Here is a 25,969-nt window from a genome sequence, read left to right on the forward strand (position 1 = left end):
ACGGCACACCGCCCGGTGACCTCACCGTCGACGCCACCGACGAGAACGGCAACACCGCCACCGAGACGGTCGAGGTCGCCGACGCGAATCCGGGTGAGCCGACCATCACGGCCGGTCCGGACACGGTGACGGAGGGCGACACCGTGTTCGTGCTCGGTGCCGGGTTCTCGCCGAACAGCGAGGTCACGGTGACGTTCACGGACGCCGACGGCAACGAGGCCGGCAGCGCGACCGCCACCAGCGACGACGATGGCACCTTCACCGCCGAGTTCGTGGTGCCCGAGGGCACGGCGATCGGGGAGCTGAGCATCGCAGCGGAGGACGCTGACGGCAACACCGCCACCGACAGCGTGACGGTCGAAGAAGCGCCCGCCCCGGGGGAACCGGTCCTGTCGGTCGACCCGGACACGGTCGACCCCGGCGACACGATCACCGTCGACGGCTCCGGCTACGCCCCGAACTCGGAGGTGACGATCATCTACACCGACGCGGACGGCAAGGTCATCGGTGAGCAGACCGTGACCACCGACGAGAACGGGGACTTCACCACGGAGTTCGTCGTTCCCGAGGACGCCGTGACCGGTCCGTTGACGATCGTCGCCACCGATGCGGACGGCAACTCCGCCAACGCGGTCGTTCAGGTCGCGGCGGCGGGCGACGGCGGAGCCCCGGGTAGCGGTGGTGGCGACACCGGTGCCGGCGCCGGCACGGGCGGCTCAGGATCGGGCGGCTACGGCTCGAGCCGGGGCAGCTCGTGGCTGCCGAACGCCGGTGCTCCGGTCGCCCTCGGCGGCCTGCTGCTCGGGCTCGCGCTGCTGGTCACCGGCGCCGCCGGCGTCGTGACCGGACGCACCCGGGGCCGCGCCCGCGAGTAGCGCGGCCGCACCGCGCGGCGAGGCGGTGGGGAGGGCTCGACGAGTCCCTCCCCACCGCCTTCGTCGTGAGAGCGGTTCGGCCTCAGGCGTGCGAACGACGCGGAATCAGATGCATGACGGCGACGATCGCCGCGCCCACGAGCACCCCGAGCAGCGCCGAAGCCGCTGTGTTCGTCAGCCAGGCGAGCAGTCCGTCGAGCGCCGGGCTGGCGTGCGCGACGAGCTCCTCGAGATGGTGGACGGCGTCGTAGAGGCCGTGCCATCCCAGATCATGGGTGCCGACGAGCAGGATGTGTCCGCCGACCCACAGCATCGCGGCCACACCGACGGTGGCGAGCAGCACCATGACCTTGGGCATGCCCTTGACGAGGGCGCGCCCGATGCGCTGCGCGCCTGGCGACTCGCGCTCCGCAAGGCCCAGACCGATGTCGTCCATCCGCACGATGAGCGCCACCACCCCGTAGACGAGAGCGGTGATGCCCACCGCCACGATCGCGAGGATCACCGCGCGGGAGAGCAGCCCCTCACCCGCCACCTCATTGAGCGAGATGACCATGATCTCCGCCGAGAGGATGAAGTCGGTGCGCACCGCTCCGGAGACCACGGCGTCCTCGTCCGGGCCGTCCTCAGCCGCGGCAGGCTTCTCGGGACCGTGATGACCGGGCCCGAACTTCTCCCAGAGTTTCTCCGCCCCCTCGAAGCACAGGTACGCACCACCGACCATGAGCAAGGGCGTCAGCAACCAGGGCAGGAACTCGCTGAGCAGCAACAGCGCCGGCAGGATGAACACCAGCTTGTTGCGGAACGAGCCCTTGGCGATACGCCAGATGATGGTGAGCTCGCGCTTGGGGTCCAGGCCTTGCACGTAGCGGGGGGTCACCGCCGCGTCATCGACGATGACGCCCGCCGCCTTCGCACTCGCGCGGCCGGCGGCCGTGCCGATGTCGTCGACCGAGGTTGCCGCCAGACGGGCGAGTGCTGCAACGTCGTCGAGCAGCGCGACGAGGCCGCCGCTCACCGGGGATCTCCGCAGATCGTGGAAGTCACGGGTTCAGCGTAGGGCGCGGGCGTGATCCGAGCGGCGTGCACCGACGAACGGGCGCAGACCGCACTAGACTCGCCGCCATGATGGGATTCGGCATCGACATCGGCGGCACGGGCACCAAGGGCGCTCCGGTGGACCTCGACACCGGTGCTCTGGCCGGTGACCGGACCCGCTTCGACACGCCCGAGAAGTCCACCCCCGAGGCGCTCGCCGACGTCTGCCAGAAGATCATCGACGCGTTCCCCGACGCCCCGCAGCCTCCCGTCACCGGTGTCGCCATCCCGGCCGTCGTCCAGCGCGGCGTGGCCCGGTCCGCCGCCAACATCGACAAGAGCTGGATCGACACCGACGTCGACGCCCTGTTCACCAAGCACCTCGGCCGGGAGGTGCACGTCGTCAACGACGCCGACGCCGCCGGCTTCGCCGAGGCGAAGTACGGGGCGGCGCGCGGTCGCGGCGGCGTCATCATGGTCATCACCCTCGGCACGGGGATCGGATCGGCGCTCATCATCGACGGCAAGCTCGTGCCCAACACCGAGCTGGGCCACCTGGAGTTCAAGGGCGACGACGCCGAGCATTACGCCGCCACCAGCGCCCGCGAGCGCGAGGACCTCAGCTGGGAGTCGTGGGCCGGGCGCCTGCAGGAGTACTTCAGCCATCTCGAGCGGCTGTTCTCGCCGGACCTGTTCATCGTGGGCGGCGGGGTCAGCAAGGACCACCAGCGGTTCCTGCCCCTGCTCTCGCTGCGCACCGAGATCATCCCGGCCGAGTTGCGCAACAACGCCGGCATCATCGGTGCCGCCGCCCTCGCCGCCGAAGAACACTGACCCCGCCCGCCTCTCCCCGTAGGTGGTCGAGTAGGCGAAGCTCTGCGGAGCCGATGGAGCCATCGCAGGAGGGGCGTAGCCGCGATGGAGCGAGACCACCTTGCGTCCACTGGTCTCGATACGCTCCCTCGTTCCGGTTCCTGAGCAGCCGCGAGGAACGAGCGGCGTATCGAAGGGCGGTCGCTACTCGACCACCTATCCGGGACCTCGGTGGTCGAGTAGGGAGGCCGGCCGCGGCCGACCGTATCGAGACCACCTACCGGGCGCTCGACCATCACACAGCGGGCTCGTGGTCAGGTCAGCAGGGCGCGGAGGGTGAGTTCCATGGCGGCGCGACACGCAGCGGCGTCGCGTTCATGGTCGTCATGGAGCAGCGACCACGCGTTCCAGCTCGCGGCGACGGTGAGCGCATCGAGCAGTGCATCGCGATGGTCACTCTCCTCGAGCTCGTCGGCGAACACCCGCTCCAGTTCGTTGCGTACCCGGTTGATGTGGCCGGCCCGGCTGGCGCGCAGCGTCGGTGAGACCGGCTCGAGCAGCAGCGCCGCCCGCGCAGCCGGAGCGATGTTGAGCAGCCGTCGCTCCCGCCCCGCGCAGAACTGGGTGATGCGGTCGTCCAGAGGCTGGTCGGCATCGATCGGCTCGACGAGCGCGTCGTCGGACGCGAACCAATAGGCCACCGTCTCGGCGAACAGGTTCTCCATGTCGCCGAAGCTCCCCCACAGCGTCCGCACCGACACGCCCGCCTCCTGGGCGATCTGCTTGGCGCTGGGGCGCAGTTCACCGTTCCGCAGCAGCCGCGCGTGGGCGTCGACGATGGCCGCGCGGGTGCGCTCCGAACGACGCGCCCGCCCATCGGTCTGGCGCGAGACGAATTCCTCCACGGCGAGAAATTTACACCCCGTGTGCAGAAAGTGGGTGACGCGGGTCACGTTGTGTGCCAGGATGCTGGGCATTCACTCACGCGGGAGTTAGGGAGTCGTCGTGCTGAGCGTGAAGAACCTCGAGGTCGTCTACAACGACGTCATCCTCGTGTTGCGCGGGGTGAGCCTCACGGTGCCCCGCGGACAGATCGTCGCGCTGCTCGGCGCGAACGGTGCCGGCAAGACCACCCTGCTGCGGGCGCTGTCGGGCCTGCTCGACATCCACGACGGCAGGATCACCAAGGGCGAGATCCTGCTCGGCGATCGGCCGATCCACGGGTGGGACGCGCCCAAGATCGTGGCGGCCGGACTGGGCCAGGTGCTTGAGGGACGCCGCGTCTTCGGCGAGTTCACCGTGGAGGAGAACCTCCGCGTCGGCGGACACACCCGGCGGGGAAGCCTGACCGACTCGATCGACGAGATCTACACGTTGTTCCCGGTGCTCAAGGAGCGCCGCAAGCGCACCGCCGGCTACCTGTCCGGCGGCGAGCAGCAGATGCTCGCGATGGGCCGCGCCCTCGTGGCGCAGCCCGACGTCATTCTGCTCGACGAGCCGAGCCTCGGCCTCGCGCCGCGGATCGTCCAGCAGATCAAGGACATCGTCGTGCAGATCAACGAGGAACGCGGCACCACGGTCCTGCTGGTCGAGCAGAACGCCACGATGGCGCTGTCGATCGCCCAGCACGGCTACGTCATGGAGCACGGGAAGATCGTGATGGATCAGCCCGCCGCGGCCCTCCTGGAGGACGACGACATCCGCGACTTCTACCTGGGCCGCGGTGAGCTCGCCACCTCCTACCGCGACATCAAGCACTACAAGCGCAGGAAGCGGTGGCTGTCATGACCGAGTCCATCCTCGAGGTGACCGACGTCGAGCTGAGCTTCGCCGGCGTCAAAGCGCTGGGCGGCGTGAGCTTCGACATCCGCGGGCACGAACTGTTCGCGATCATCGGCCCGAACGGCGCGGGCAAGACGTCGATCTTCAACGTGCTCTCCGGCGTGTACCGGCCGCAGGTCGGCGCGGTGCGGTTCGGCGGGGAGTCCATCCTCGGAGTCGCCCCGCACCGCATCGCCGAACGCGGCCTCGCCCGCACCTTCCAGAACATCGAGCTGTTCGAGAACCTCGACGTCGTCGACAACCTCATGCTCGGCCGACACCACCACCTCGGCTACGGCTGGCCTTCGGCGGTCGCCTGGCTGGGCAAGGCGCGGCGGGCGGAGGTCGCGAACCGCCGGCGCGTCGAGGAGATCATCGACTTCCTCGAGATCGAGAGCTACCGCCATCTGCCGGTGGGGATGCTGCCGTACGGCGTGCAGAAGCGGATCGAGCTCGGCCGCGCCCTGGCGATGGAACCGCGCCTGCTGCTGCTCGATGAGCCCGTCGCCGGCATGAACGGCGAGGAGACCGAGGACATGGCGCGTTTCATCCTCGACATCCGCGACGAACTCAAGATCCCGATGATCCTCGTCGAGCACGACATGGGGCTCGTGATGGATCTCGCTGACCGCGTCATGGCGATGGACTTCGGCGTCCCGATCACGATCGGCACCCCGCACGAGGTGCAGACCCATCCTGACGTCGTCCGCGCCTACCTCGGCACGGTCGACGACGCCACCATCGCCGACGTCATCGAGGAGGTCTCGACCCGATGAGCACCTTGGCCCTGCGCATCCGCGAGCGCGCCGAGCGCACCCCGGGCGCCGTCGCGATGCGCGAGAAGAACTTCGGTATCTGGGAACAGGTCACCTGGCAGGACTACTGGCAGAACGCCGTCCTCGTCGGACATGGTCTGCTCGCGCTGGGGGTGCAGCCCGGCGACCGCGTCGCCGTGCACAGCGAGAACCGGCGCGAATGGCTGTTCAGCGACATCGGCATCACCGCGGTGCGCGCCGTGACGGTCGGCCTCTACCCCACGAACCCCGCGCCGGAGGTGCGGCACGTGCTGAGCGACTCCGGGTCGTCGGTGCTCATCGCCGAGGATCAGGAGCAGGTCGACAAGACCCTGGAGATCGTCAACGAACTCCCCGACCTCAAGCACATCGTCTACATCGACCCGCGCGGCATCCGGGGCCGCTACACCGATCCGCGGCTCATGTCGTGGGAGGAGTTCCTCGCGCTCGGTGAAGAACACCGCGCACAGCACCCGGGCGCCGTGGAGGAGCGTGCGGAGCAGGCCGAACTCACCGACGTCGCGACGCTGGTCTACACGTCCGGTACCACCGGTCCGCCGAAGGGCGCGATGCTGACCATCAGCAACATCGAGTTCGTCATCGACACGCTCGCCAACCAGGGCGCGTTCGTCGACCCGCCGGCCAGCGACAAGGACCTCATCGTGTCCTACCTGCCGCTGTGCCACGTGGCCGAGCGCGTGTTCACGACGTGGTTCAACGCGGCGGTCGGCTCGCAGGTCAACTTCGCCGAGTCGATCGAGACGGTGCAGGTCGCCCTGCGCGAGGTGCAGCCCACGATCGTCTTCGGTGTCCCGCGGATCTGGGAGAAGATCGCCGCCGGTGTGCACATCCGCATGAGCGGCGCCTCGCGCCTCAAGCGCGCCAACTTCGCCCTGTGGATGCGCGTCTCGCGCTGGATCGGCCGCAAGCTCGTCGAGAACGAGGGCAACCACACCCTCGCCACCCGCCTGGCCTACGCCGCCGGCTGGGTGTTCTTGTACCGCCCGCTGCGCGAACGGCTCGGGCTGGCGAAGGCACGCTACGCCGCGTCCGGCGCCGCGCCGATCGCGCCGGAGGTGCTCGAGTTCTTCATGGGCATCGGCCTGTCGATGCACGAGGTCTACGGCATGACCGAGAACAGCGCGATCGCCACCGCCAACGTCGCCGGCCGCATCAAGGTCGGCACGGTCGGCGAGCCTCAGCAGGGCGCGGAGGTGCGGATCGACGAGGAGACCGGCGAGATCCTCACCCGTCACCCCGGCACGTTCGCCGGCTACTGGAACAACCCCGACGCCACCGCCCGCACCATCGACCCGGACGGGTGGCTGCACACGGGCGACGTCGGCGAGTGGGTGGATGGCACCCACATCAAGATCACCGACCGGATCAAGGACATCATCATCACCGCCGGCGGCAAGAACATCGCCCCGAGCGAGATCGAGAACAGCCTGAAGTCCTCGCCGTACATCAAGGAGGCGATCGTCGTCGGCGACCGCCGCCGCTACCTGACCGCGCTCATCGGCATCGAACTGGACACTGTGGGCGACTGGGCGCAACGACGCAAGATCGCGTTCACGACCTACCGCGACCTCACCGAGAAGCCCGAGGTGCGCGAACTCGTCCAGCAGATCGTCGACGAGACCAACACCAAGTTCGCCTCGGTGGAGACGATCAAGCGTTTCACGCTGCTGCCCAAGGAACTCGACCACGAGCAGGGCGAGCTCACCGCGACGCAGAAGGTCAAGCGATCAGCCATCACCGAGCAGTTCGCGGCGCAGATCGCGGCGATGTACGACGAGGCACCCCAGGAGGTGCCGGCATGAGCACCCACCAGGACGCCCGAATGACGCAGTGTCGACCCGTCGCCTGCCCCACCCTCGACTCTTCCAGGCAGGTGACCGGATGAACCAGTTCGCGCAGGCCATCTTGAACGGCTTCAGCCAGGGTGCGATCTACGCGCTCCTCGCGCTGGGCTACGTCATGATCTACAAGGCGACCCACGTCATCAGCTTCGCGCAGCCGGCGCTCATGGTGTGCGGCGGTTTGTTCAGCTACCACCTCACCGCACAGATCGGGCTGCCGTTCTGGCCGGGTCTGCTGCTCGCGATGATCCTCGGCGCCCTCCTGGGCATGGCAGTCGAGCGCCTCGCGCTCCGGCCGATGGTCGGCAAGCCGGTCTTCACGCTCGCGATCATCACGATCGGCGTGGACATCGTGCTGCGCATCGCCGCGAACCGCTACATGGGAGCCAACCCCCGCATCGTCACGTTCCCCGACGGATCGCGGCAGTACGAGTTCCTCGGGCTTTCCATCACTCATCAGCGGGTGGCGCTCATCGCGGTCACCGCGATCACGGTGGTGGCCCTGGTGATGTTCTTCCGTTACGCCAAGGCAGGCCTGGCGATGCGGGCGACGGCGCTCAATCAGGAGACGGCGCTCGCCCAGGGGATCCGCGTCGGCGCGATCTTCGCGCTGGCCTGGGCGATCGCCGGCGGTCTGGCCACCATCGCCGGCACCTTCGTCGCCGCGGGGTCCGCGGGCATGGAACAGAACACGTGGATCATCGCGCTCAAGGCGCTCCCCGCGATCATCATCGGCGGTCTGGACAGCCTGCCCGGGGCCGTCATCGGCGGCCTGGCGGTCGGCATCGTCGAGTCGCTCACCGCCGTGTACCAGCCGGACGTCGCACCGTTCCTCGGCGCGAACTTCGCCCTGGTGGCGCCCTACGCCCTGATGTTCCTGGTGCTGCTCGTCAGACCGTACGGACTCTTCGGCACCCGAGAGGTGGAACGCGTATGACCAGCATGCTCACCCCCCGCCGCGCTCCGCGGCCCCCGCGGGGCCGGCCTCAGCTGCGCACCTCCTACGCCCAGGACATGGGGCTGCTGAACACCCCGGCGAAACGGCGCTCGACGGCGCTGGTCATCCTCGCCGCGTTCACGGTGCCGTTCCTCGTCACCGACGACCTCCTGCTGATCTTCACGCTCGGACTCATCGCCTCCGTCGGAGCGATCGGCCTCAACCTCGTGACCGGCTATGCCGGACAGGTGTCCCTCGGTCACGCCTTCTTCCTCGGCCTCGGCGCCTACACGGGCGCGGTACTCGGCGGGGATCCGGAAGGCAGCGTGACCGGTTACGGGCTTCCGATGTGGATCTGGCTGCCCGCCGCCGGAGTCGTCGCCGCGATCGCCGGTCTCATCGTCGGTCCCGTGGCCGTCCGCCTGCGCGGGCTCTACCTCGCGATCGTCACGCTCGGCCTGGTGTTCCTCGGCGAGCACATCTTCCGCGAGGCGCGCACCTTGACCGGCGGCCCCGGTGTCGGTCGGCGCGGCCCGGATCTCGAGTTGTTCGGCATCGACTTCGCCGAGGCGGGATCGCTGTTCGGGCTCGGCCTCAGCCGCGACCAGCAGCAGTACCTGCTCGCGCTGGTCTTCCTCATCGTCTTCGCGATCCTCGGACGCAACATCGCCCGCTCCGGTGTCGGCCGTGCGTTCTCGGCCGTCCGCGACCGCGACGTCGCCGCCGCCGTCATCGGTGTGAACCTGACCGTTTACAAAGTCATGGCGTTCGCGATGTCGTCGTTCTTCGCCGGTGTCACCGGAGCGCTGTACTACGCCGTGGTCGGCGTGTTCGAGCCCGGCGCCTTCGGGCTGCTGCTGAGCATCCAGTACCTCGCCATGGTGCTCATCGGCGGCGTCGCGACGATCTCCGGCTCCATCATGGGCGCGCTGTTCATCACCTCGCTGCCGCGCATCGCGCAGGAGATCGCGCACCTCTTCCCGATCATCAGCACGTCCACCGTCGGGGGCGGCCTCATCAACGTCTTCCAGTTCGAGGCCATTCTCTACGGCCTGCTGATCATCGGCTTCCTCATCTTCGAGCCTCGGGGCTTGTTCGGCATCTGGATGCGGATCCGGAACTACTGGAAGGGCTGGCCCTTCTCCTACTGAAAGGAAAGAAGTGATCATGACGCACCGACGGTTCATGACCCGGGCGCTCGCGGGAGCGGCCATCGCCGCCCTCGTGCTCAGCGGGTGCCGCAGTGGAGGGGGCGGCTCGGAGGACGGCGCAAGCGCCGGCATCACCGAGGAGCCCTGTCCGGACGCGGTGAACGAGGACAACGGCTGCATCTACCTCGGCGCCATCTCCGACCTCACCAAGGGCCCGTTCGCGCCCTTGGCCGTGCCCATCACCGACGCCCAGAAGGCGTTCTGGCAGCGGGTCAACGAGGAAGGCGGCGTCGGCGGCTACGACATCAACATCGAGGACCACATCGCCGACGCCGAGTACAACCCGGAGATCCACAACCGGCGGTATCAGGAGATGCGCAACGACATCCTGGCGCTCGGCCAGACGCTCGGCTCTTCGCAGACCCTCGCGATCCTCGACGACATGAAGAACGACGACGTCATCGGCATCCCGGCGTCGTGGAACTCGGCGTGGTCGTTCGAGGACCAGATCCTCGAAAGTGGCGCGAACTACTGCTTCGAGGCGATGAACGGCGTCGACTGGGCGGTCAAGGCTCGCGGCGTGAGCGGCAAGGTCATGGCGATCAAGTACCCCAACGACTACGGCGGAGACGCCGCCGCGGGTGCGAAGGCGGCCGCTGAGGCCAACGACCTCGAGTTCGTGGAGGTCGAGACGCCGACCGGTCAGGACAACCAGGCCGGCGCCGTGGCCGCGGTGCTGCAGCAGCAGCCCGAGCTGATCGTCGTGACGACCGGTCCGGCCGAGATGGCCACGATCGTCGGCGGCGCGGCGGCTCAGGGCTGGCAGGGAACCGTCGTCGGCTCGAGCCCGACGTGGAACCCGGCGCTGCTGCAGTCGGCGGCCGCACCGGCACTGGAGGCGATGTACTTCCAGGCCGGTCCGTGGGGACCGTGGGGCACCGACACCCCCGGTCACGAGGCGATGCGCAACGCACTCGGCGACGTCACCCCCAACGACGGGTACACCTCCGGCTGGGCGTGGAGCTACCCGCTCCTCGCCGCGCTCGAGGCGGCCGCGGAGATGGACGGCGGCATCACCCGCGCCAACCTCGTCGAGGCGGCGCAGAACCTCGAGGAGGTCGACTACGAAGGCATGCTTCCTCCGGAGTCCGGCAACCAGGCCGGTGACCCGGAGGAGGTCGCCTGGCGCGAGAGCGTCATCAGCAAGGTGGATCCGGACGCCCCGACGGGAGTCTCGATCGAACAGGAGATGATGGCCGGCCCCACCGCCGAGTCGTATGACTTCTCCGAACCCTGCTTCGCACTGCGGTAACCGATCACGACACGAGGGGCCGGGCGTCTACCCGGCCCCTCGGTCGTGGTCGAGGAGTTGCTCGCAGGCTCGTCGGTCAGGAGATTGCACTGACGCCGGTAAGGTGGCCTATCGTGCCTGAGCTGACCGATCTCGAACGCCAACGCCTGGATGCGCTGCTGTCGGCGCACCCCGTGCTGACCGACCTCGGCCGGCGTTTCTCCGCGGCCGGACACGAACTGGTTCTGGTCGGCGGACCCGTCCGCGACGCCCTCCTCGGCCGCGTCGTCCACGACCTCGACTTCGCCACCTCAGCCTCCCCCGACGCCATCGAGAACGTGCTCACCGGGTGGGCCGACGCCACGTGGGACGTGGGACGTGAGTTCGGGACGATCGGGGCGCGCAAGGGTTCGGATCAACTGGAGATCACCACCTATCGCACCGACGAGTACGATCCCGCCACCCGCAAACCGGTGGTGGCGTTCGGCGACACCCTGGACGGCGACCTCTCTCGACGCGACTTCACGATCAACGCGATGGGCCTGCGCCTGCCCTCGGGTGAGTTCGTGGACCTGTTCGGCGGACTCGACGACCTCGCGGACCGGCGGCTGCGCACGCCCGTCACCGCGGAGCAGTCGTTCAGCGACGACCCACTGCGCATGATGCGCGCCGCCCGGTTCACCGCGCAGCTCGCCGTCGCGCCCACCGACGACGTGATCGCGGCGATGACCCAGATGGCCGAGCGTCTCGACATCGTCTCCGCCGAACGGATCCGCGACGAGCTCAGCAAGCTGCTGCTGGCGGACTTTCCCGTCGCGGGCTTGCGGATCCTCGTCGAGACCGGGCTTGCGGACCGCATGCTGCCCGAGCTCCCGGCGCTGATCCTCGAACGCGACGAGCATCACCGGCACAAGGACGTCTACGAGCACTCCCTCACGGTGCTCGAGCAGGCCATCGACCTGGAGGCGCGGCTCGACGAGCGGCCCGACCTCATCGTCCGGCTCGCGGCCCTGCTGCATGACATCGGCAAGCCCGCGACGCGGCGGTTCCAGTCCGACGGGACGGTCACGTTCCATCATCACGATGTCGTCGGCGCCAAACTCGCCCGCAAGCGGCTGCGTGCGCTGCGCTACCCCAACGATGTGGTGGACTCGGTGAGCAAGCTCGTCGAACTGCACCTCCGGTTCCACGGCTACGGCACCGGGCAGTGGACCGACTCCGCAGTGCGCCGGTACGTGCGGGACGCGGGCGACGAGCTCGAGCGGCTCCACATCCTCACCCGCGCCGACAGCACGACCCGCAATCAGAAGAAGGCACTGCGACTCCAACGTACGTACGACGATCTGGAACGACGGATCGGACAACTGGCCCAGCAGGAGGAGCTCAACGCGATCCGGCCGGACCTCGACGGCAACCAGATCATGCAGATCCTGGGCGTCGGGCCTGGTCGCGTCGTGGGTGAGGCCTACCGGTTCCTCCTCGACCTCCGCATGGACCGCGGTCCCCTCGGCGAGGAGTCCGCGGCCGAGGCCCTGCGCGCGTGGTGGGCCGCGCGGGACTGAACGGCAGGACGTCGCGATGCCCGGCCCGGTGTGCGCCCGCCCCTACCATGGGGCGGTGACCTCCCGACGGATCCGGCTGCGCGGCCTCCTGCTCGCCGTGGGCGCCGCGATGGTCTGGATGGTGCTCGGCGGTGTCGCCGCAGCCGAGGAGAAGAGCGACCAGGGCGGGCTCACCGTCACGATCGACGCCCTCAGCCCCGCCCGCCTCGACCCTGACGCCACGATCCAGCTGTCGGGGACGATCGAGAACACGGGCACGTCGGAGTGGACGGCCGTTCAGGCCTATCTCGTGATGGCGCGCTCGCCGTTCACCACACGCGACCAGGTCGAGGCGGTCGCGACCGACGACACGACGTACATCGGCGACCGGATCATCACACCGGGGCTGTTCGACGAGGTCGGGGACCTGGAGCCCGGCGAGTCAGCCTCCTTCGACCTGGAAGTGCCGCTCGCTGAGGTCGGGGTCACCGGCGCCCAGGGGGTGTATCCCGTCGGGGTGCAGCTGCTCGCGACGGACGCGGAGGGCACCCGTTCGGACCGGTCGGTCGCGCGCGCCACCACCTTCCTCCCGTGGGTCGAGGATCCGAGTGATCCCGTGCCCTCGGGGTTGGTGTGGTCGTTCACGCTCGGCCCGCACCGAGAGGACGCGGCGGACGACGTCGAGGCACTGCGCGACGCGATCTCCGACGGTGGACGCATGCGCCAACAGCTCGACCTGGCCGCCTCGCTGCCCACGTCCTCACGGACACTCGTGATCGACCCTGCCGTCCTCGACGCCGCGCAGAACCTCGCCGACGACACCGGGATCCCCGAGGCGGCCGACATCGAGGACGACGATCGTCGCGCTGCGGACTCCTTCCGCGAGGACCTCATCGCGTTGGCTCGCAGTTCCGCGACGTGGATCGTCGACTACGACCGGCCCGACCGTGTCGCCCTCGTCAATCGCCCAGACCTCGAAGCCACCATCGCCCCACAGTTGGAAGCCGCGACCACTGACGCACTCTCGCGCCACCAGCTGACCGGTCGACGCGCCCACTGGGCGGCTGAGACCGGTGCGACCACAGGACTGATGAACTCCCTGCGCTCGGCCGGTGAGAGTCCGACGATCGTCCGATCGTCGTCGCTCCCGGACTGGGAGCAGCGGCACGGGAGTCTGGTGACGGTCGAGACACGCAGCGGGCCCGCTCCCCTCGCCGTCAACGACACGCTCCGGGCGGGCGACGGAACGGAGACGACGGTGACGCTGCGGCAGCGCGTCTTGGTGCAGGCGGCGCTGGCGAGCCTGTCGCGTGCCGTCGACCCGCAGTCGCGTGCCGACGCCCTCACCTTCGTGGACCCGTCGTGGGTTCCCGACGAGGACGCCCGCGCCACGACGCTTCTGCCCGCATTGGGCGATGATGACCTCACGCACGCGGTCACGCTCGACGAGCTCCTCGCCGGCGGTGTCGACGGATACGACGAGGAGCTTCCGGATCAGCCGCTGACGGCTCCGCTCCCCAGTCCGGTCCTGTCTGCCGTGGAGCAGCTGCAGCAGGCCCAGACCATGGCGGCGGCCGCTGTGACCGGCCAACAGGACCAGGAATCGGTGCTCGCGCGGCAGCTCGCGGGCGCCCTGTCGGTCAGGTGGCTCGACCAGCCCGAGCGCGCGGCCGTCTCGGCCACCCAGCAGGCCGACCAGATCACCGAGAGCCTCGACGGCATCGAGGTCCTCGGGCCACGTGCCGTGACATTGTCCAGCAGTCAGGGGAGCTTCCCCCTCACCATCAGCAATCCCACGACCCTGCCGATCTCGGTGTCGATCGCCCTCGACGCGAGCAACCCCGCGTTGGACCCGGAGGCCCTTCCGCCCGTCGACATCGCGCCCGGCGAGCGGAAGACGGTGAACGCAGACATCGATCTCGGCCGGCAGACCTCGACGACGCTGACCGCTCAGGCGATGGCCGGCGAGACACCGATCGGGCGTCCCGCCGAGTTCAACGTCCGCTCGAGTCAGGTCGGCGTCATCGTCTGGCTCGCGATGGGCGCCGCTGCGCTCGGTGTCATCGTGGCCATGGGGCGCAGGTTCTCGCGGCGCGGCTTCCGACGCCTGTCCGACGATGCGGCCTCGAAGGCCTCGGCCGATGAGTGAACGTCCGGCCCTCGCGCGGGCCAGCGCCTGGATGGCGCTCGGAACGATCGTCTCGCGCATCACCGGCATGCTGCGGTCGATCGTGCTCATCGCGGTCATCGGCGCCTCGCTGAACGCGGACCTCTTCAACATCGCGAACTCGATCCCCAACTCCCTGTACATCCTCGTGGCCGGCGGCGTCTTCAACGTCGTGCTCGTGCCGCAGCTCGTGCGCGCCATGAAGAACGACGAGGACGGCGGCGACGCCTACGCGAACCGGGTCATCACGCTGGGACTTCTCGTCCTGCTGGCCGCCTCGATCGTGTTGACGATCGCGGTTCCGCTGATCATGCGACTGCTCTTCGACGGCGCGCTGTTCACGCCCGAGTTCGCCGATCAGCGACGCTCAGCCCTGCTCCTGATGGTGCTCTGCATGCCGCAGGTGTTCTTCTACGGGGCGTTCGTCCTCGTCGGCCAGGTGCTGAACGCTCGGCAGCGGTTCGGACCCATGATGTGGGCGCCGATTCTCAACAACCTCATCGCCCTGGCCATGCTGGGGACGTACGCCTGGTTGTTCGGGACGTCGGATGCCGCCGACGGTTTCTCGACCGGTGAGGCGCTGCTGCTCGGCCTCGGTTCCACGCTCGGGATCGTGGTGCAGGCGGTGACACTCGTGCCGTATCTGCGCGCCGTCGGCTTCCGCTACCGGCCCCGGTTCGACTTCCGCGGCGTCGGCCTCGGTCACACCGCCCGTCTCGGCGCCTGGACCCTGGGGTTCATCGTGGTCAACCAGATCGCGTTCTTCGTGATCGCTCGTATCGGCTCGGGCGCGACGATCGAGGGCCGCCGCACCGGCCAAGACGCGGCCGGCCAGACGGTCTACGACCTCGGTTTCCTGCTCGCCCAGGTGCCGCACGGCGTCATCACCGTCTCTCTGGCGACGGCGATCATCCCCACCCTTGCGGCGTACGCGGCCGACGGACGCCTCGCCAGGGTCGGCTCCGAGCTGGGCCGGACCTTGCGGCTCGTGCTGATCCTCATCGTGCCGATCGCCGTCGCCACTGCTGTGCTCGGACCACAGCTCGCACAGGTGCTCGCCTCGGGCGGTGCGGCGAGCTCGTCGGTGGGCGCGATCGGGACGACGATCTCCGCGTTCAGCCTCGGCATGCTGGCCTTCACCCTGCATTACGTCGTGCTCCGCGGTTTCTACGCGATGGAGGACACGCGCACGCCGTTCTGGATCCAGACGGTCATCGCCGCCACGAACGTCCTCGTGGCCTTCATCGCCTCCTCGCTGGTCTCCCCGATCTGGGTATCGACGATCCTGGCGCTGTCCTTCGGCGCGGCCTACCTCGTCGGCCTCACGATCTCCGTGACGCTGCTGTCGCGCCGGGTCGGCGGCCTCGCCACAGCGGAGATGACCGGATTCCTCGTGCGACTCGCGCTCGTGACGCTGTTGACCTGCGCGGTGATGCTCACGGCCAGTGTCGGATGGTTGCGGCTCGATCTCGGCCCGGACGGGACGTTCCTCGGGGCCCTGCTCCACCTCGTCGTCGTCGGCGGGTTCGGCGCGCTCGTCTACCTCGTAGCGGCACACCTCGCTCGACTCCGTGAACTCCAGTACGTCGTTCGCAGCCTGCTCCGCCGTGGCTGACTGCTGGGCTGGCCCGGCGTCTTACCATGGTGGAGACCGAAGGAGTACACCGTGACGAGCGAACGACGCGCCCTCGCGCCGGGCGTCGTGCTGGCCGGACGGTATGAACTCCACGATCTGGTGAGCGAGAGTCTCGGGGCCTCCAACTGGCGGGCTCACGACCACATCCTCAACCGCAACGTGCGCGTCGAGCTGCTGCCGTCGGACGATCCGCGGTCCGGCAACTTCCTGCAGGCCGCACGCGACTCCACGAAGGTGACCGACCACCGCTTCCTCCGGGTGCTCGACCTGGTCGAGGACGATGCGGGATATCACGTCATCGTGCGCGAGTGGGCGCGGGCCGTGCCGCTCAGCAGTCTGCTCGTCCAGTCGCCGTTGCCCAACCGTCGCGCCGCCACGGTGGTGGCCGAAGTCGCCCAGGCGCTCGCGCACGCTCACGAGCACGGCCTGTACCACCGGCGGCTCACCCCCAACCAGGTCCTGCTCAAGGAGTCCGGCGCCGTGCGCATCGTCGGGCTCGGCGTGGCCACGGCCCTGGCACCCGTCGACCAGCAGGTCTCGGCAGCGGACCTCGACAGCTACGAGCGCGCCGACGTCCACGCGATCGGCAAACTTCTCTACGCGTGCCTCGTCAGCCGGTGGCCGGGCGGACATGTGGACGGTCTGCGCGCGGCACCCACTGAGCACGGCCGACTGCTGCGCCCCCGCCAGGTGCGCGCCGGCGTCGCCCGCGACATCGACACAGTGTGCGACCGTATCCTCGGCGATCCCCCGCGGCATCACGAGCCTCCGCTGACCAAGGCGTCGGACATCGCGCACGTGCTCCTGCTGACCGGTGAGGACGACGACGTCGACTCCGAACAACTCGTCCACTCCCCGGTGTCGTCGCCGGACCTGCTCCGGCTGGATCCGGTCATCCTCCCGTCGGGTCCCCCGCCGGGGCTCACCCCGCCGCGCCGTCGGCCCAAGGCTTTCGAACCCCCTCCACCGACGCGGTTCGAGCGTGGTCGCCGTCGCCTGCGCGAAGCCGCCCGCGGCGACCGTGGGCTCGTGCTGCTGGGGGTGCTCGGCACCGTCATGATCGTCGCAGTGCTCGCCTTGCTCGTGGCCCAGTCCACCCGGTCCTCGGGCCCGGACAGTTCCAGCACCCCGTCGGCAAGCGAGCCCGCGCGCGTGCTGCCGATCCAGGCGGCGATCGATTTCGATCCCCAAGGCGCTGACCTCGAGGAGAACTCGCGCCTGGTCGACAATGCTCTCGACGACGACCCGGAGTCGGGGTGGTACACATCGACGTACTACGGCGATCCCGCGTTCGGACGGCTCAAAGACGGCGTGGGCCTGATCCTGGATCTCGGATCGCCCACGCAGGTCGAACAGGTGCAACTTCGGCTCGCCGGTTCTCCGACCGACCTGTCCATCATGACCGCACCGTCGACGATGCAGCAGGTACCGACGTCACTCGACGATCTGCGCGAGGTCGCCGTGCTCGACGCCGCCGGTGAGGACGCCGCCATCGCGCTGCCGTCGGGCACCTATACGAGGTACGTCGTCGTGTGGCTGCGATCGCTGCCGCAGGTGGGCAGTGACGAGTATCGCGGCGAGATCCGCGGTGTCGCTGTCCGCGGACGATGAGTCGGCGTCTGCGGGAATGTCCTGCACCTAGAATCCGTTTGCACCAGTAGTTCCACCGTCGACGAGAGAGTCTCCATGAGCGAAGTCCGCAACGTCATCATCATCGGCTCGGGTCCGTCGGGCTACACCGCCGCCGTCTACGCCGCGCGGGCGAACCTCGAGCCTCTGGTCTTCGAGGGTTCCGTGACCGCCGGCGGCGCGCTCATGAACACGACCGACGTCGAGAACTTCCCCGGCTTCCCTGACGGCATCATGGGCCCCGAGCTCATGGACAAGTTCCGCGCCCAGGCTGAGCGTTTCGGCGCCGAGCTCATCGCCGACGACGTCACCAACGTCGACCTCGCCGGCCCGATCAAGACGGTCTCCCTCGCTGACGGCCGGACGTTCTCCGCACGCGCCGTCATCCTCGCCATGGGCTCGGGTTACCGCAAGCTCGGTCTCCCCGGCGAGGACCGCTTGTCCGGCCACGGCGTGAGCTGGTGCGCCACGTGCGACGGCTTCTTCTTCCGTGGCAAGGAGATCGCGGTGGTCGGTGGCGGCGACTCGGCGGTCGAGGAGGCGACGTTCCTGACGCGCTTCGCCGACAAGGTCACGCTGATCCACCGCCGCGACGAGCTGCGGGCGAGCAAGATCATGGCGCAGCGCGCGCTGGCCAACCCCAAGATCGAGTTCGCCTGGAACAGCGAGGTCGCCGAGATCCACGGTGACGGCACGCTCGAGGCCGTGACGCTGCGTGACACCCGCACCGGCGATACCCGTCAGCTGCCGGTCAGTGGCCTGTTCATCGCGATCGGTCACGACCCGCGCTCCGAGCTCCTCATCGGGCAGGTCGACCTCGACGACGAGGGATACGTCCTGACCCAGCCGGGCTCGACCGCCACGAACATCCCGGGCGTGTTCGCCGCCGGCGACCTCGTCGACCACACGTACCGCCAGGCCATCACGGCCGCGGGCACCGGCTGCTCGGCCGCCCTGGATGCCGAGCGTTATCTCGCCAGCTTCGAGGAGGCCGGTGAACCCGCACCGGCCGCCGCACTGACCGAATGAACGAAGGAGCACATCGCATGGCTGACATCGCTGCCGTCACCGACGCCGACTTCGAGGAGAAGGTCCTCAAGGCCGACGGACCCGTCCTCGTGGACTTCTGGGCCTCGTGGTGTGGTCCGTGCCGCCAGGTTGCCCCGATCCTCGAGGAGATCGCGGCCGAGAACCCCGACACGTTGACCGTCGTCAAGATGGATGCGGACGCGAACCCGGTCACGCCCGCGCAGTACCGCGTGACCGGTCTGCCGACCATCAACCTCTACCAGAACGGCGAGCTCGTCCGGTCCATCACCGGCGCCCGCCCGAAGTCGGCGATCCTCAACGAGATCGGCGATTTCATCTCCTGATCACTGAGACGATAAAGCCCCTCGTAGATATATCTACGAGGGGCTTTATCGTTTTGTCGACTTATGGGTTGATCAGACCCACGATGCGCTCGAGGTCGTCGATCGTCGCGAACTCGATCGTGATCTTGCCCTTCGACTTGCCCAACTGCACCGTGGCGCGGGTGTCGAAGTGCTCGGAAAGGCGGTGCGCGAGTTCGGCGACCTTCGGCGACGTCGGGCGCGTGGTCTGCTTGCGCGGTGTCCCCTGCGGCTCATCCTGACCGAATCGCACGATCTCCTCGAGGCCGCGCACCGAGATGCCCTCCGCGACGACGCGTTGCGCGAGTCGGTCCTGCACCTCCGGGTTGGTCACCGAGACGAGCGCCCGTGCGTGCCCCGCGGACAACACGCCGGCGGCGACGCGACGCTGCACGGCCGGAGTGAGCTTCAGGAGCCGGATGGTGTTGGTGATCTGCGGACGTGACCGGCCGATACGTGCCGACAGTTCGTCATGGGTGCACCCGAAATCGTCGAGAAGCTGCTGATAGGCGGCCGCCTCCTCCAGTGGGTTGAGCTGGGAGCGATGCAGATTCTCCAGCAGCGCGTCGCGAAGGAGATCCTCGTCGGTTGTCTGGCGGATGACCGCGGCGATCGTGTCCAGACCGGCGAGCTGATGGGCGCGCCAGCGCCGCTCCCCCATGATCAGCTCGTACTGGTCGGCGCCCAGTTCGCGCACGACGATCGGCTGGAGGAGCCCGACCTCCTTGATGGAGTGCACGAGCTCGCTCAGTTCCTCTTCATCGAACACCTGACGCGGCTGCTTGGGATTCGGACGGATCGACGCCACGGGGATCTCCGCGAACCGAGCGCCCTCGACTTCGGCCAGCCCTTCCCGTTCCGCCGCTGCACGCGACGTCGGGATCAACGCCTCCAAGCCACGTCCAAGACCCGGTCGTGTGGTCATGCTCGGCTCTCCTCACGTCGATGCGTCGTGATCTCCCGCGCCGCCTCGAGGTACGACAGCGCACCCGTCGAGGTCGGATCGTACGTCAGGATGGTCTGCTGATAACCCGGCGCCTCGCTGATCTTGACCGACCGCGGAATGGCGGTGCGCAGTACTCGATCACCGAAGTGGTGTCGGACCTCGGCCGCGACACTCGCCGAGAGATTCGTGCGGGCGTCGTGCATCGTGAGCAGCACAGTGGAGACCTCGAGGCGCGGGTTCAGGTGCTGCTGCACGAGTTCGATGTTGCGCAGCAGCTGGCTGAGTCCTTCCAGAGCGTAGTACTCGCATTGGATCGGAATGAGCACCTCACGCGCGGCCGCCATCGCGTTCACGGTGAGCAATCCGAGTGAGGGTGGACAGTCGATAAACACGTAGTCGACCGGGTCGCTGCTCGCCGCGAGGTAGGCGTCGATCGCCTTACGGAGCCGCTGCTCGCGACTGACGAGCGAGACGAGCTCGATTTCCGCACCCGCCAGGTCGATCGTCGCCGGCACCACGGCGAGGTTCTCGATCTCGGGGGCGTTCTGGGCGACGTCGGCGATGGCCGCCCCGTCGAGAAGGACCTCGTACGTACCGGGAGTGCCGCTGCCGTGCTCGATGTTCGTCGCGGTGGACGCATTTCCCTGCGGGTCGAGGTCGATGAGGAGCACCCGCAGTCCTCGCATCGCCATGGCTGCGGCGATGTTGACTGAGGTGGTCGTCTTACCGACGCCGCCCTTCTGATTGGCGACCACGAAGACCCGGGGCGATGACGGACGCTCGAAGTCGCCCACTGTGGACAGCCGCTCAAGCATCGTGACGTGGTCACGTGCCTGCGTGGCCAACGGGGTCGAGGCGTCCTCCTCGAATGCCTGGGCAGCGAACTCCGCTGCCGTCGGCGTCTGCTCAGCCATCGTCAGTCCTTCGTTGTTTCACGTGGAACCTGCCACCCGACGGGCGCACTCGCCTCGGGACTGAGCTCCTCCTCCATGGGGCGCTCCTCCACGAGGGGCCATCCCAGTTCCGGCACGACGGTCATCGGGTCACCTCCACCACAGTTGTCGGGATCTCGAGCTGGTCGTCACCGTACGTCGTGACCACGATAGACCGAGCGCCGAGGCGGTCGAGGACGCCACGCGCCTCCTCGACCTCGGTCGCTGCACTACTGCCCTTCAGTGCGAGGAAGATGCCACCGGACCCGACGAGAGGCAGGCACCACCGCGCGAGCTTGTCCATCCGCGCCACAGCCCTCGCCGTGACGACGTCGAACCGGTCGTTCACGTCCTCAGCGCGCCGGCGGACGATCGTGACGTTCGTCAGCCCCAACACCGCGACGACATCATCGAGGAAACGCGTACGCCGCAACAACGGTTCGATCAACGTCATCTGAACGTCTGGCCGCGCGATCGCCCACACGACACCGGGGAGGCCGGCACCCGTTCCGACGTCAGCGACCGTCGCACCCTGCGGGAGCCGGGGACATACGACGGCGGAGTTCAGTAGATGACGCTCCCAGAGCCGCGGCGCTTCGCGTGGACCGATCATTCCGCGTTCGACCCCGTCGGTCGCGAGGATTTCGGCGTAGCGCTCGATCAGTGGCGCGCGATCCCCGAAGAGCGCGGAGATGAGCGTTTCACGTGAAACAGAGACTCGACGTTCCTCGGTCATGCGGATGCAGGGCGAACAACCACGTGACGGGAGGCACCGGTGCCCTCGGATTCACTCACGAGGCCCGCTGCTGCGACCACGTCGTGCACCACTTTGCGTTCGAACGCCGACATCGGAGCCATGGCGACTTCGGCGGCACCAGCCTTGACCTCGTCGACCGCCGCAGTGGCCTCGTCGACGCGGCGACGGCGAATCGCGGCGCGGTGACCGCCGATGTCGAGCATGAGCCGGCTGCGCTGCCCGGTCTCGCGGTAGACGGCAAGGCGGGTCAGCTCCTGCAGCGCGTCCAGCACTTCGCCGTCGCGACCGACCAGGTGGTTGAGCTCACCGCCCACGATCTCCACCGCCGCGCGGTCACCATCGACGTCGATGTCGATATCGCCATCGAGATCGGCGATATCGAGCAACTCCTCGAGGAAGTCCGCCGCGATGTCGCCCTCACGCTCCAGATCCTGAGCCGTCTCGCTCATCGGTGCCCCTCCCGTACTCATCGCTTCTTCGGGGTGTTCTTCGGCCCCTGCTTACGCTGACTGCGAGGCTGCTTCTTCGGCTGCTGACGCTTCTGCGCCGCCTCGCGCGCAATGCGCTTGCGCTCCTCTGCCGCGGCCTCCGCCGGGTCGATCTGCGGCGCCTTACCGCGCTTGCGATCACGCTCCTGCTTGGCTTTGAAGGCAGGCGTACCGGGTGCCGGATTGTTGCGGATGACGTAGAACTGCTGCCCCATGGTCCACAGGTTCGAGGTGGTCCAGTAGACGAGAACTCCCAGCGGGAATGCCACACCGGACACCGCGAAGACGATGGGCAGGATGTAGAGCAGCATCTTCTGCTGCTGCGCGAACGGCCCGTTGAGCGCTTCAGGCGGCATGTTCTTGGCCATCAGCTGACGCTGCGTGATGAACTGCGTGGCGCTCATCAGCACGACCATCGCCATCGCGATGATCTTCGTCTCGAGGTGCTCGCTCGTGAGGAACGTGTCGGCGATGCGGCCGCCGAGCCATTCGGCATCCTGCAACGACTCGGCGTGGTCCCGGGACAGGAAGCCGAGCGCCCCGTCCCCGCCCTTGCGGGCGGCCTCGTTGATGACCCGGAACAGTGCGAAGAAGATCGGCATCTGCAGCACCAGTGGCATGCACGAGGAGAACGGGTTCGTCCCCGAGTCCTTGAACAGCTTCATCTGTTCCTGGGCGAACCGCTCACGGTCATGTCCGTACTTCTCCCGCAACTCGCGCAACTGCGGCTGAAGGAGCTGCATATTGCGGCTGGACTTGATCTGCCGCACGAACAACGGGATCAGCATCGCACGGATGGTGACGGTCAGGCCGACGATCGACAGCGCCCACGACCACCCCGACGCCGAGTCGAGGAACAACGAGAACAACTCGTGCCACAGCAGGACGATGCCCGACACCGCGTAGTACAGCGGCGTCATGATCGCGTTGAGGATCGAGCCTAGGAAGTCGAACATGCCTCTCCTTGTTCAGACGCGCGGACAGGGCGCGCCGTCGTGGGGGGAACGGGGTCGTAGCCACCTGCGGTCCAAGGATGGCAGCGCCCCAGACGCCGGGCGGCCATGAGCGAGCCGTGCCAGGCGCCGTGCCGCTCCACCGCCTCGAGCGCATAAGCCGAGCAACTCGGGTAATAACGACACACCTGCCCGTAGAGCGGGCTGATGACTGCGCGGTAGCCGCGCAGCAATCGCACCAGAAGCCACCTCATCGCCGGCGGCCGTTCAGCGCGCGCGTCATCGCACGATCGAGGTCACGAGACAGCGACGACGACGGCGCCTGGGCCGCAGGCGGCAGGGCACGCACCACGACCCAGGTGGGATCTTGAAGGTCGTCGATCCGGTCGCGCATCAGATGCCGGAGACGGCGCTTGACGCGGTTTCGGTCGACGGCCGACCCGACGGCCTTGCTCACGACGAAACCGACGGACGAATCCGCCGGTTCCGGAGCAGTCACCGCATGGACGACGAGCGTGGGGGCCACGCCTTTGGTTCCGCGCCTCATCGTGTGGCGGAACGCGTCACCGTCGCGCATGCGGTGGGCACGCGCGAGCACGTGAATCAGGCAGCCAGCTTCGCGCGGCCCTTACGGCGACGCGACGAGATGATCGCGCGACCGGCGCGGGTCCGCATGCGCAGGCGGAAGCCGTGCTTCTTCGCGCGACGACGGTTGTTGGGCTGGAAGGTGCGCTTGCTCACGAGAGTTTCCTTTGACGTCTGGATCTGTGTCGGCCGATCGACGGCCACCGCTCGCTCACGAAGGATACTTCGTGGGCACGCGGCGGGAGTCGCGCAGGGACGACCAGTTCAACGGTACGGGGGTGACCCGAATCGGGTCAAACTGACCTCAGTACTCGCCAGATCAGCTCCAGGTCCAGCCGACACGCCGACGTCGTCCACACAATTATCCGAACCGGCTTGTCGCCGTTGCCGCGGCACCGTTAGAGTCCCAGAAGGCTTTTCCACAGGTCGTGAGGCGTCCGCCACCAGTCATACACATGGTGTGGACAACTGTGTGAACAAGTTCGTGAACAAGTTCCGGGGAACGTCCTGGAACGCCAGGAAAACCCCGGCAACGACGCGAGGAGTGCAGACGCGGTGAGCGATGTGGACCACGGCCAGAACATCGATCTTCGGGATCTGTGGGACCAGGCCGTGTCCACGCTGTCGCCGGGCGCGAAGGTCTGGGTCTACGGCGCAAAGCCGCTCTCCCTGCACGACGGCATCCTCATCGTCGCGGTTCAGGACGATCTCACCCGCGCGCAGCTCGAATCGCGCGTCCGGCCCGCCCTTGAGCAGGCGCTGACCTCTCGGCTGGGCAGAGACGCCCGTCTCGTCGTCACGATCGACCCGACCGTCCTCGACGACTTGGAGACAAATCTGCAAGTCGACAAAGACACACCGGCGTCGGCCGAGCTCGACGAGGACGACGATCTGGACGAGACCGATGAACCCGCCGACCGCGACGGCTTGACCCCCAGCTGGGTGAGCCGTCCGGCTGCTGTCGGACCGGTCAGCAGCGAACAGCATCGCAACAGCATCGCGGAGGCTCGACTCAACCCGCGTTATCAGTTCGAGAACTTCGTCATCGGATCCTCGAACCGTTTCGCCCACGCCGCCGCCGTCGCCGCCGCCGAGGCACCGGGTAAGGCGTACAACCCACTCGTCATCCACGGCGACTCCGGACTGGGCAAGACCCACCTGCTGCACGCCATCGGTCACTACGTCCTCAACCTCTACCCGTCCTCGCGGGTGCGGTACGTCAGCTCCGAGGAGTTCGTCAACGACGTCATCAACGCGATCGGCGAGAACCGCACCCCTGCCCTGCGCCGCAAGTACCGCGAGATCGACGTCCTGCTCGTCGACGACATCCAGTTCCTGGAGCGCAAGGAATCGACGCAGGAGGAGTTCTTCCACACCTTCAACGCGCTGCACAACGAGAACAAGCAGATCGTCATGACCTCGGACCGGCCACCGCAGGAGCTCAAGACCCTCGAAGAGCGGCTGCGCAATCGGTTCACGTGGGGCCTGCAGACCGAGATGCTGCCGCCCGACCTCGAGACCCGCATCGCGATCCTGCGCAAGAAGGCCTCGAACGAGAAGCTCACGGCGCCGGCCGACGTGCTGGAGTTCATCGCGAGCAAGGTCCAGACCAACATCCGTGAACTGGAGGGCGCCCTCATCCGCGCCACGGCCTTCGCGAACCTCAACGGCACCACTGTCGACCTGCAGCTCGCGCAGATCGTCCTCAAAGACCTCGTCGCCGAGGGCGAGGAGCCGGAGATCTCGATCGGCCTGATCATGGCGCAGACCGCGGCCTATTCGGAGTTCACGATCGAGGAGCTCTGCAGCACCAACCGCTCGCGCGACCTCGTGCTCGCCCGCCAGATCGCGATGTACCTGTGCCGCGAACTCACCGAACTCTCACTGCCCAAGATCGGCCAGGAGTTCGGCAATCGCGACCACACGACCGTGATGCACGCCGAACGCAAGATCCGCAAGCTCATGGCCGAGAAACACGCCGTCTACAACCAGGTCACCGAGCTCACGGCCCGCATCAAGCAGCAGGCCAGGCAATCGTGACCCGCACGGCCCCTCTACTGCGCGACAGGTCGCTGCGTCAAGTGCTTTTCACACGTGGGGAAAACCCTGTGGGTAACTGTGGACAACAGGTGGACGACGCGCCGGATCCCTGTGAACGCCTCGTGGATGCCCCCGTCGGATCCACAACGCACGGGGGCGCATCCACGCTCGACTCCACACGTCGTCCACGGGACCCACGCCCCGCTGACCAGCGCAAACAGGGGTTCTCAACACTTTCCACAGTGCCTACTACGACGACGACAGAGATACATATGACAGAAGTTCGTCGAAGTCATGCGCACCGGGATGTGTGGATTCCTCG

The 25,969-nt window shown here is 67.9% G+C and carries 26 protein-coding genes; 15 read left to right on the forward strand and 11 right to left on the reverse strand.

Translation table 11 applies throughout. From position 1 onward, the window contains the following. Positions 1-875 (forward strand): hypothetical protein (locus EHW97_RS15385; protein ID WP_208002048.1); only part of this gene is annotated, 875 nt, incomplete at its 5' end. 82 nt (positions 876-957) lie between these two features. Here the strand turns inward: EHW97_RS15385 and EHW97_RS13315 are convergent. Continuing rightward, the gene (locus tag EHW97_RS13315; RefSeq protein ID WP_124237669.1) at positions 958-1,893 is read right to left on the reverse strand and encodes a DUF808 domain-containing protein; all 936 of its coding nucleotides are present in this window, start codon (positions 1,891-1,893) and stop codon (positions 958-960) included. 107 nt (positions 1,894-2,000) lie between these two features. On the opposite strand from EHW97_RS13315, the gene ppgK reads away from it, so the two are divergent. Further along, on the forward strand, positions 2,001-2,747 hold the full coding sequence (ppgK, locus tag EHW97_RS13320) for a polyphosphate--glucose phosphotransferase (RefSeq protein ID WP_124237670.1): 747 nt from the start codon (positions 2,001-2,003) through the stop codon (positions 2,745-2,747). Positions 2,748-3,040: 293 nt separating this feature from the next. Here ppgK and EHW97_RS13325 read toward each other — a convergent pair whose 3' ends face one another. Beyond that, entirely contained in the window at positions 3,041-3,703 is a 663-nt protein-coding gene (locus EHW97_RS13325) for a TetR/AcrR family transcriptional regulator (protein WP_124237671.1), read from the reverse strand. Between the two features lie 28 nt (positions 3,704-3,731). Between EHW97_RS13325 and EHW97_RS13330 the strand changes: the two genes are divergently transcribed. The 12 genes from EHW97_RS13330 to trxA all read left to right on the forward strand — a co-directional run bounded on the left by EHW97_RS13330 (position 3,732) and on the right by trxA (position 18,928). Then, entirely contained in the window at positions 3,732-4,514 is a 783-nt protein-coding gene (locus EHW97_RS13330) for an ABC transporter ATP-binding protein (RefSeq protein WP_124237672.1), read from the forward strand. Further along, positions 4,511-5,323: an ABC transporter ATP-binding protein gene (locus EHW97_RS13335; protein WP_124237673.1), complete on the forward strand. Its 813-nt coding sequence runs from the start codon at positions 4,511-4,513 to the stop codon at positions 5,321-5,323. The genes EHW97_RS13330 and EHW97_RS13335 overlap by 4 nt, the downstream gene beginning before the upstream one ends. Next, positions 5,320-7,164 (forward strand): AMP-dependent synthetase/ligase, encoded by a 1,845-nt coding sequence (locus tag EHW97_RS13340; RefSeq protein ID WP_124237674.1) that lies wholly within the window; start codon positions 5,320-5,322, stop codon positions 7,162-7,164. Before EHW97_RS13335 ends, EHW97_RS13340 begins: the two co-directional genes overlap by 4 nt. Before the next feature lie 79 nt (positions 7,165-7,243). Further along, complete coding sequence (locus tag EHW97_RS13345; RefSeq protein WP_124237675.1) at positions 7,244-8,140, forward strand: branched-chain amino acid ABC transporter permease; 897 nt, start codon at positions 7,244-7,246, stop codon at positions 8,138-8,140. Beyond that, positions 8,137-9,291 (forward strand): branched-chain amino acid ABC transporter permease, encoded by a 1,155-nt coding sequence (locus tag EHW97_RS13350; protein ID WP_243696449.1) that lies wholly within the window; start codon positions 8,137-8,139, stop codon positions 9,289-9,291. The genes EHW97_RS13345 and EHW97_RS13350 overlap by 4 nt, the downstream gene beginning before the upstream one ends. A gap of 16 nt (positions 9,292-9,307) precedes the next feature. Continuing rightward, entirely contained in the window at positions 9,308-10,603 is a 1,296-nt protein-coding gene (locus EHW97_RS13355; protein WP_124237676.1) for an ABC transporter substrate-binding protein, read from the forward strand. Between the two features lie 113 nt (positions 10,604-10,716). Further along, positions 10,717-12,144: a CCA tRNA nucleotidyltransferase gene (locus tag EHW97_RS13360; protein ID WP_378079928.1), complete on the forward strand. Its 1,428-nt coding sequence runs from the start codon at positions 10,717-10,719 to the stop codon at positions 12,142-12,144. A gap of 55 nt (positions 12,145-12,199) precedes the next feature. Continuing rightward, complete coding sequence (locus EHW97_RS13365; protein WP_124237677.1) at positions 12,200-14,272, forward strand: DUF6049 family protein; 2,073 nt, start codon at positions 12,200-12,202, stop codon at positions 14,270-14,272. After that, a complete protein-coding gene (murJ, locus tag EHW97_RS13370; protein WP_166367510.1) occupies positions 14,265-15,905 on the forward strand; it encodes a murein biosynthesis integral membrane protein MurJ in 1,641 nt (546 codons plus the stop codon). Before EHW97_RS13365 ends, murJ begins: the two co-directional genes overlap by 8 nt. A gap of 51 nt (positions 15,906-15,956) precedes the next feature. Then, entirely contained in the window at positions 15,957-17,537 is a 1,581-nt protein-coding gene (locus tag EHW97_RS13375) for a protein kinase family protein (RefSeq protein ID WP_124237679.1), read from the forward strand. A 75-nt stretch (positions 17,538-17,612) separates the two neighbouring features. Then, positions 17,613-18,584, forward strand: coding sequence for a thioredoxin-disulfide reductase (gene trxB / locus EHW97_RS13380; protein ID WP_124237680.1), 972 nt, complete (start codon positions 17,613-17,615; stop codon positions 18,582-18,584). 17 nt (positions 18,585-18,601) lie between these two features. Continuing rightward, positions 18,602-18,928 carry a thioredoxin gene (gene trxA / locus EHW97_RS13385; RefSeq protein WP_124237681.1) on the forward strand — a complete coding sequence of 109 codons (327 nt, stop codon included), beginning with the start codon at positions 18,602-18,604 and terminating at the stop codon, positions 18,926-18,928. A 61-nt stretch (positions 18,929-18,989) separates the two neighbouring features. Here trxA and EHW97_RS13390 read toward each other — a convergent pair whose 3' ends face one another. The 9 genes from EHW97_RS13390 to rpmH are packed head-to-tail and all read right to left on the reverse strand — an operon-like array spanning position 18,990 to position 23,763. Beyond that, positions 18,990-19,871 carry a ParB/RepB/Spo0J family partition protein gene (locus tag EHW97_RS13390; protein WP_124237682.1) on the reverse strand — a complete coding sequence of 294 codons (882 nt, stop codon included), beginning with the start codon at positions 19,869-19,871 and terminating at the stop codon, positions 18,990-18,992. Beyond that, positions 19,868-20,806: a ParA family protein gene (locus EHW97_RS13395; protein WP_124237683.1), complete on the reverse strand. Its 939-nt coding sequence runs from the start codon at positions 20,804-20,806 to the stop codon at positions 19,868-19,870. The genes EHW97_RS13390 and EHW97_RS13395 overlap by 4 nt, the downstream gene beginning before the upstream one ends. Before the next feature lie 2 nt (positions 20,807-20,808). After that, on the reverse strand, positions 20,809-20,931 hold the full coding sequence (locus EHW97_RS15870; protein ID WP_279432320.1) for a hypothetical protein: 123 nt from the start codon (positions 20,929-20,931) through the stop codon (positions 20,809-20,811). After that, the gene (gene rsmG, locus EHW97_RS13400; RefSeq protein WP_124237684.1) at positions 20,928-21,560 is read right to left on the reverse strand and encodes a 16S rRNA (guanine(527)-N(7))-methyltransferase RsmG; all 633 of its coding nucleotides are present in this window, start codon (positions 21,558-21,560) and stop codon (positions 20,928-20,930) included. Before rsmG ends, EHW97_RS15870 begins: the two co-directional genes overlap by 4 nt. Further along, positions 21,557-22,030, reverse strand: coding sequence for a Jag family protein (locus EHW97_RS13405; protein WP_341770295.1), 474 nt, complete (start codon positions 22,028-22,030; stop codon positions 21,557-21,559). The genes rsmG and EHW97_RS13405 overlap by 4 nt, the downstream gene beginning before the upstream one ends. A gap of 17 nt (positions 22,031-22,047) precedes the next feature. Continuing rightward, a complete protein-coding gene (gene yidC, locus EHW97_RS13410; RefSeq protein WP_124237686.1) occupies positions 22,048-23,025 on the reverse strand; it encodes a membrane protein insertase YidC in 978 nt (325 codons plus the stop codon). After that, positions 23,010-23,276, reverse strand: a complete 267-nt coding sequence (yidD, locus tag EHW97_RS13415; protein ID WP_124237687.1) for a membrane protein insertion efficiency factor YidD — start codon at positions 23,274-23,276, stop codon at positions 23,010-23,012. Before yidD ends, yidC begins: the two co-directional genes overlap by 16 nt. Next, positions 23,273-23,620, reverse strand: coding sequence for a ribonuclease P protein component (gene rnpA / locus EHW97_RS13420; RefSeq protein ID WP_124237688.1), 348 nt, complete (start codon positions 23,618-23,620; stop codon positions 23,273-23,275). Before rnpA ends, yidD begins: the two co-directional genes overlap by 4 nt. Positions 23,621-23,625: 5 nt before the next feature. Then, a complete protein-coding gene (gene rpmH, locus EHW97_RS13425) occupies positions 23,626-23,763 on the reverse strand; it encodes a 50S ribosomal protein L34 (RefSeq protein ID WP_124237689.1) in 138 nt (45 codons plus the stop codon). 399 nt (positions 23,764-24,162) lie between these two features. Here rpmH and dnaA point away from each other — a divergent pair, with 399 nt between their 5' ends. Beyond that, on the forward strand, positions 24,163-25,647 hold the full coding sequence (gene dnaA, locus EHW97_RS13430; protein ID WP_124237690.1) for a chromosomal replication initiator protein DnaA: 1,485 nt from the start codon (positions 24,163-24,165) through the stop codon (positions 25,645-25,647). Positions 25,648-25,969: the final 322 nt, after the last annotated feature.

Origin of the sequence: Aeromicrobium camelliae (assembly GCF_003850045.1) — a bacterium.
Classification (GTDB): Bacteria; Actinomycetota; Actinomycetes; order Propionibacteriales; family Nocardioidaceae; genus Aeromicrobium; species Aeromicrobium camelliae.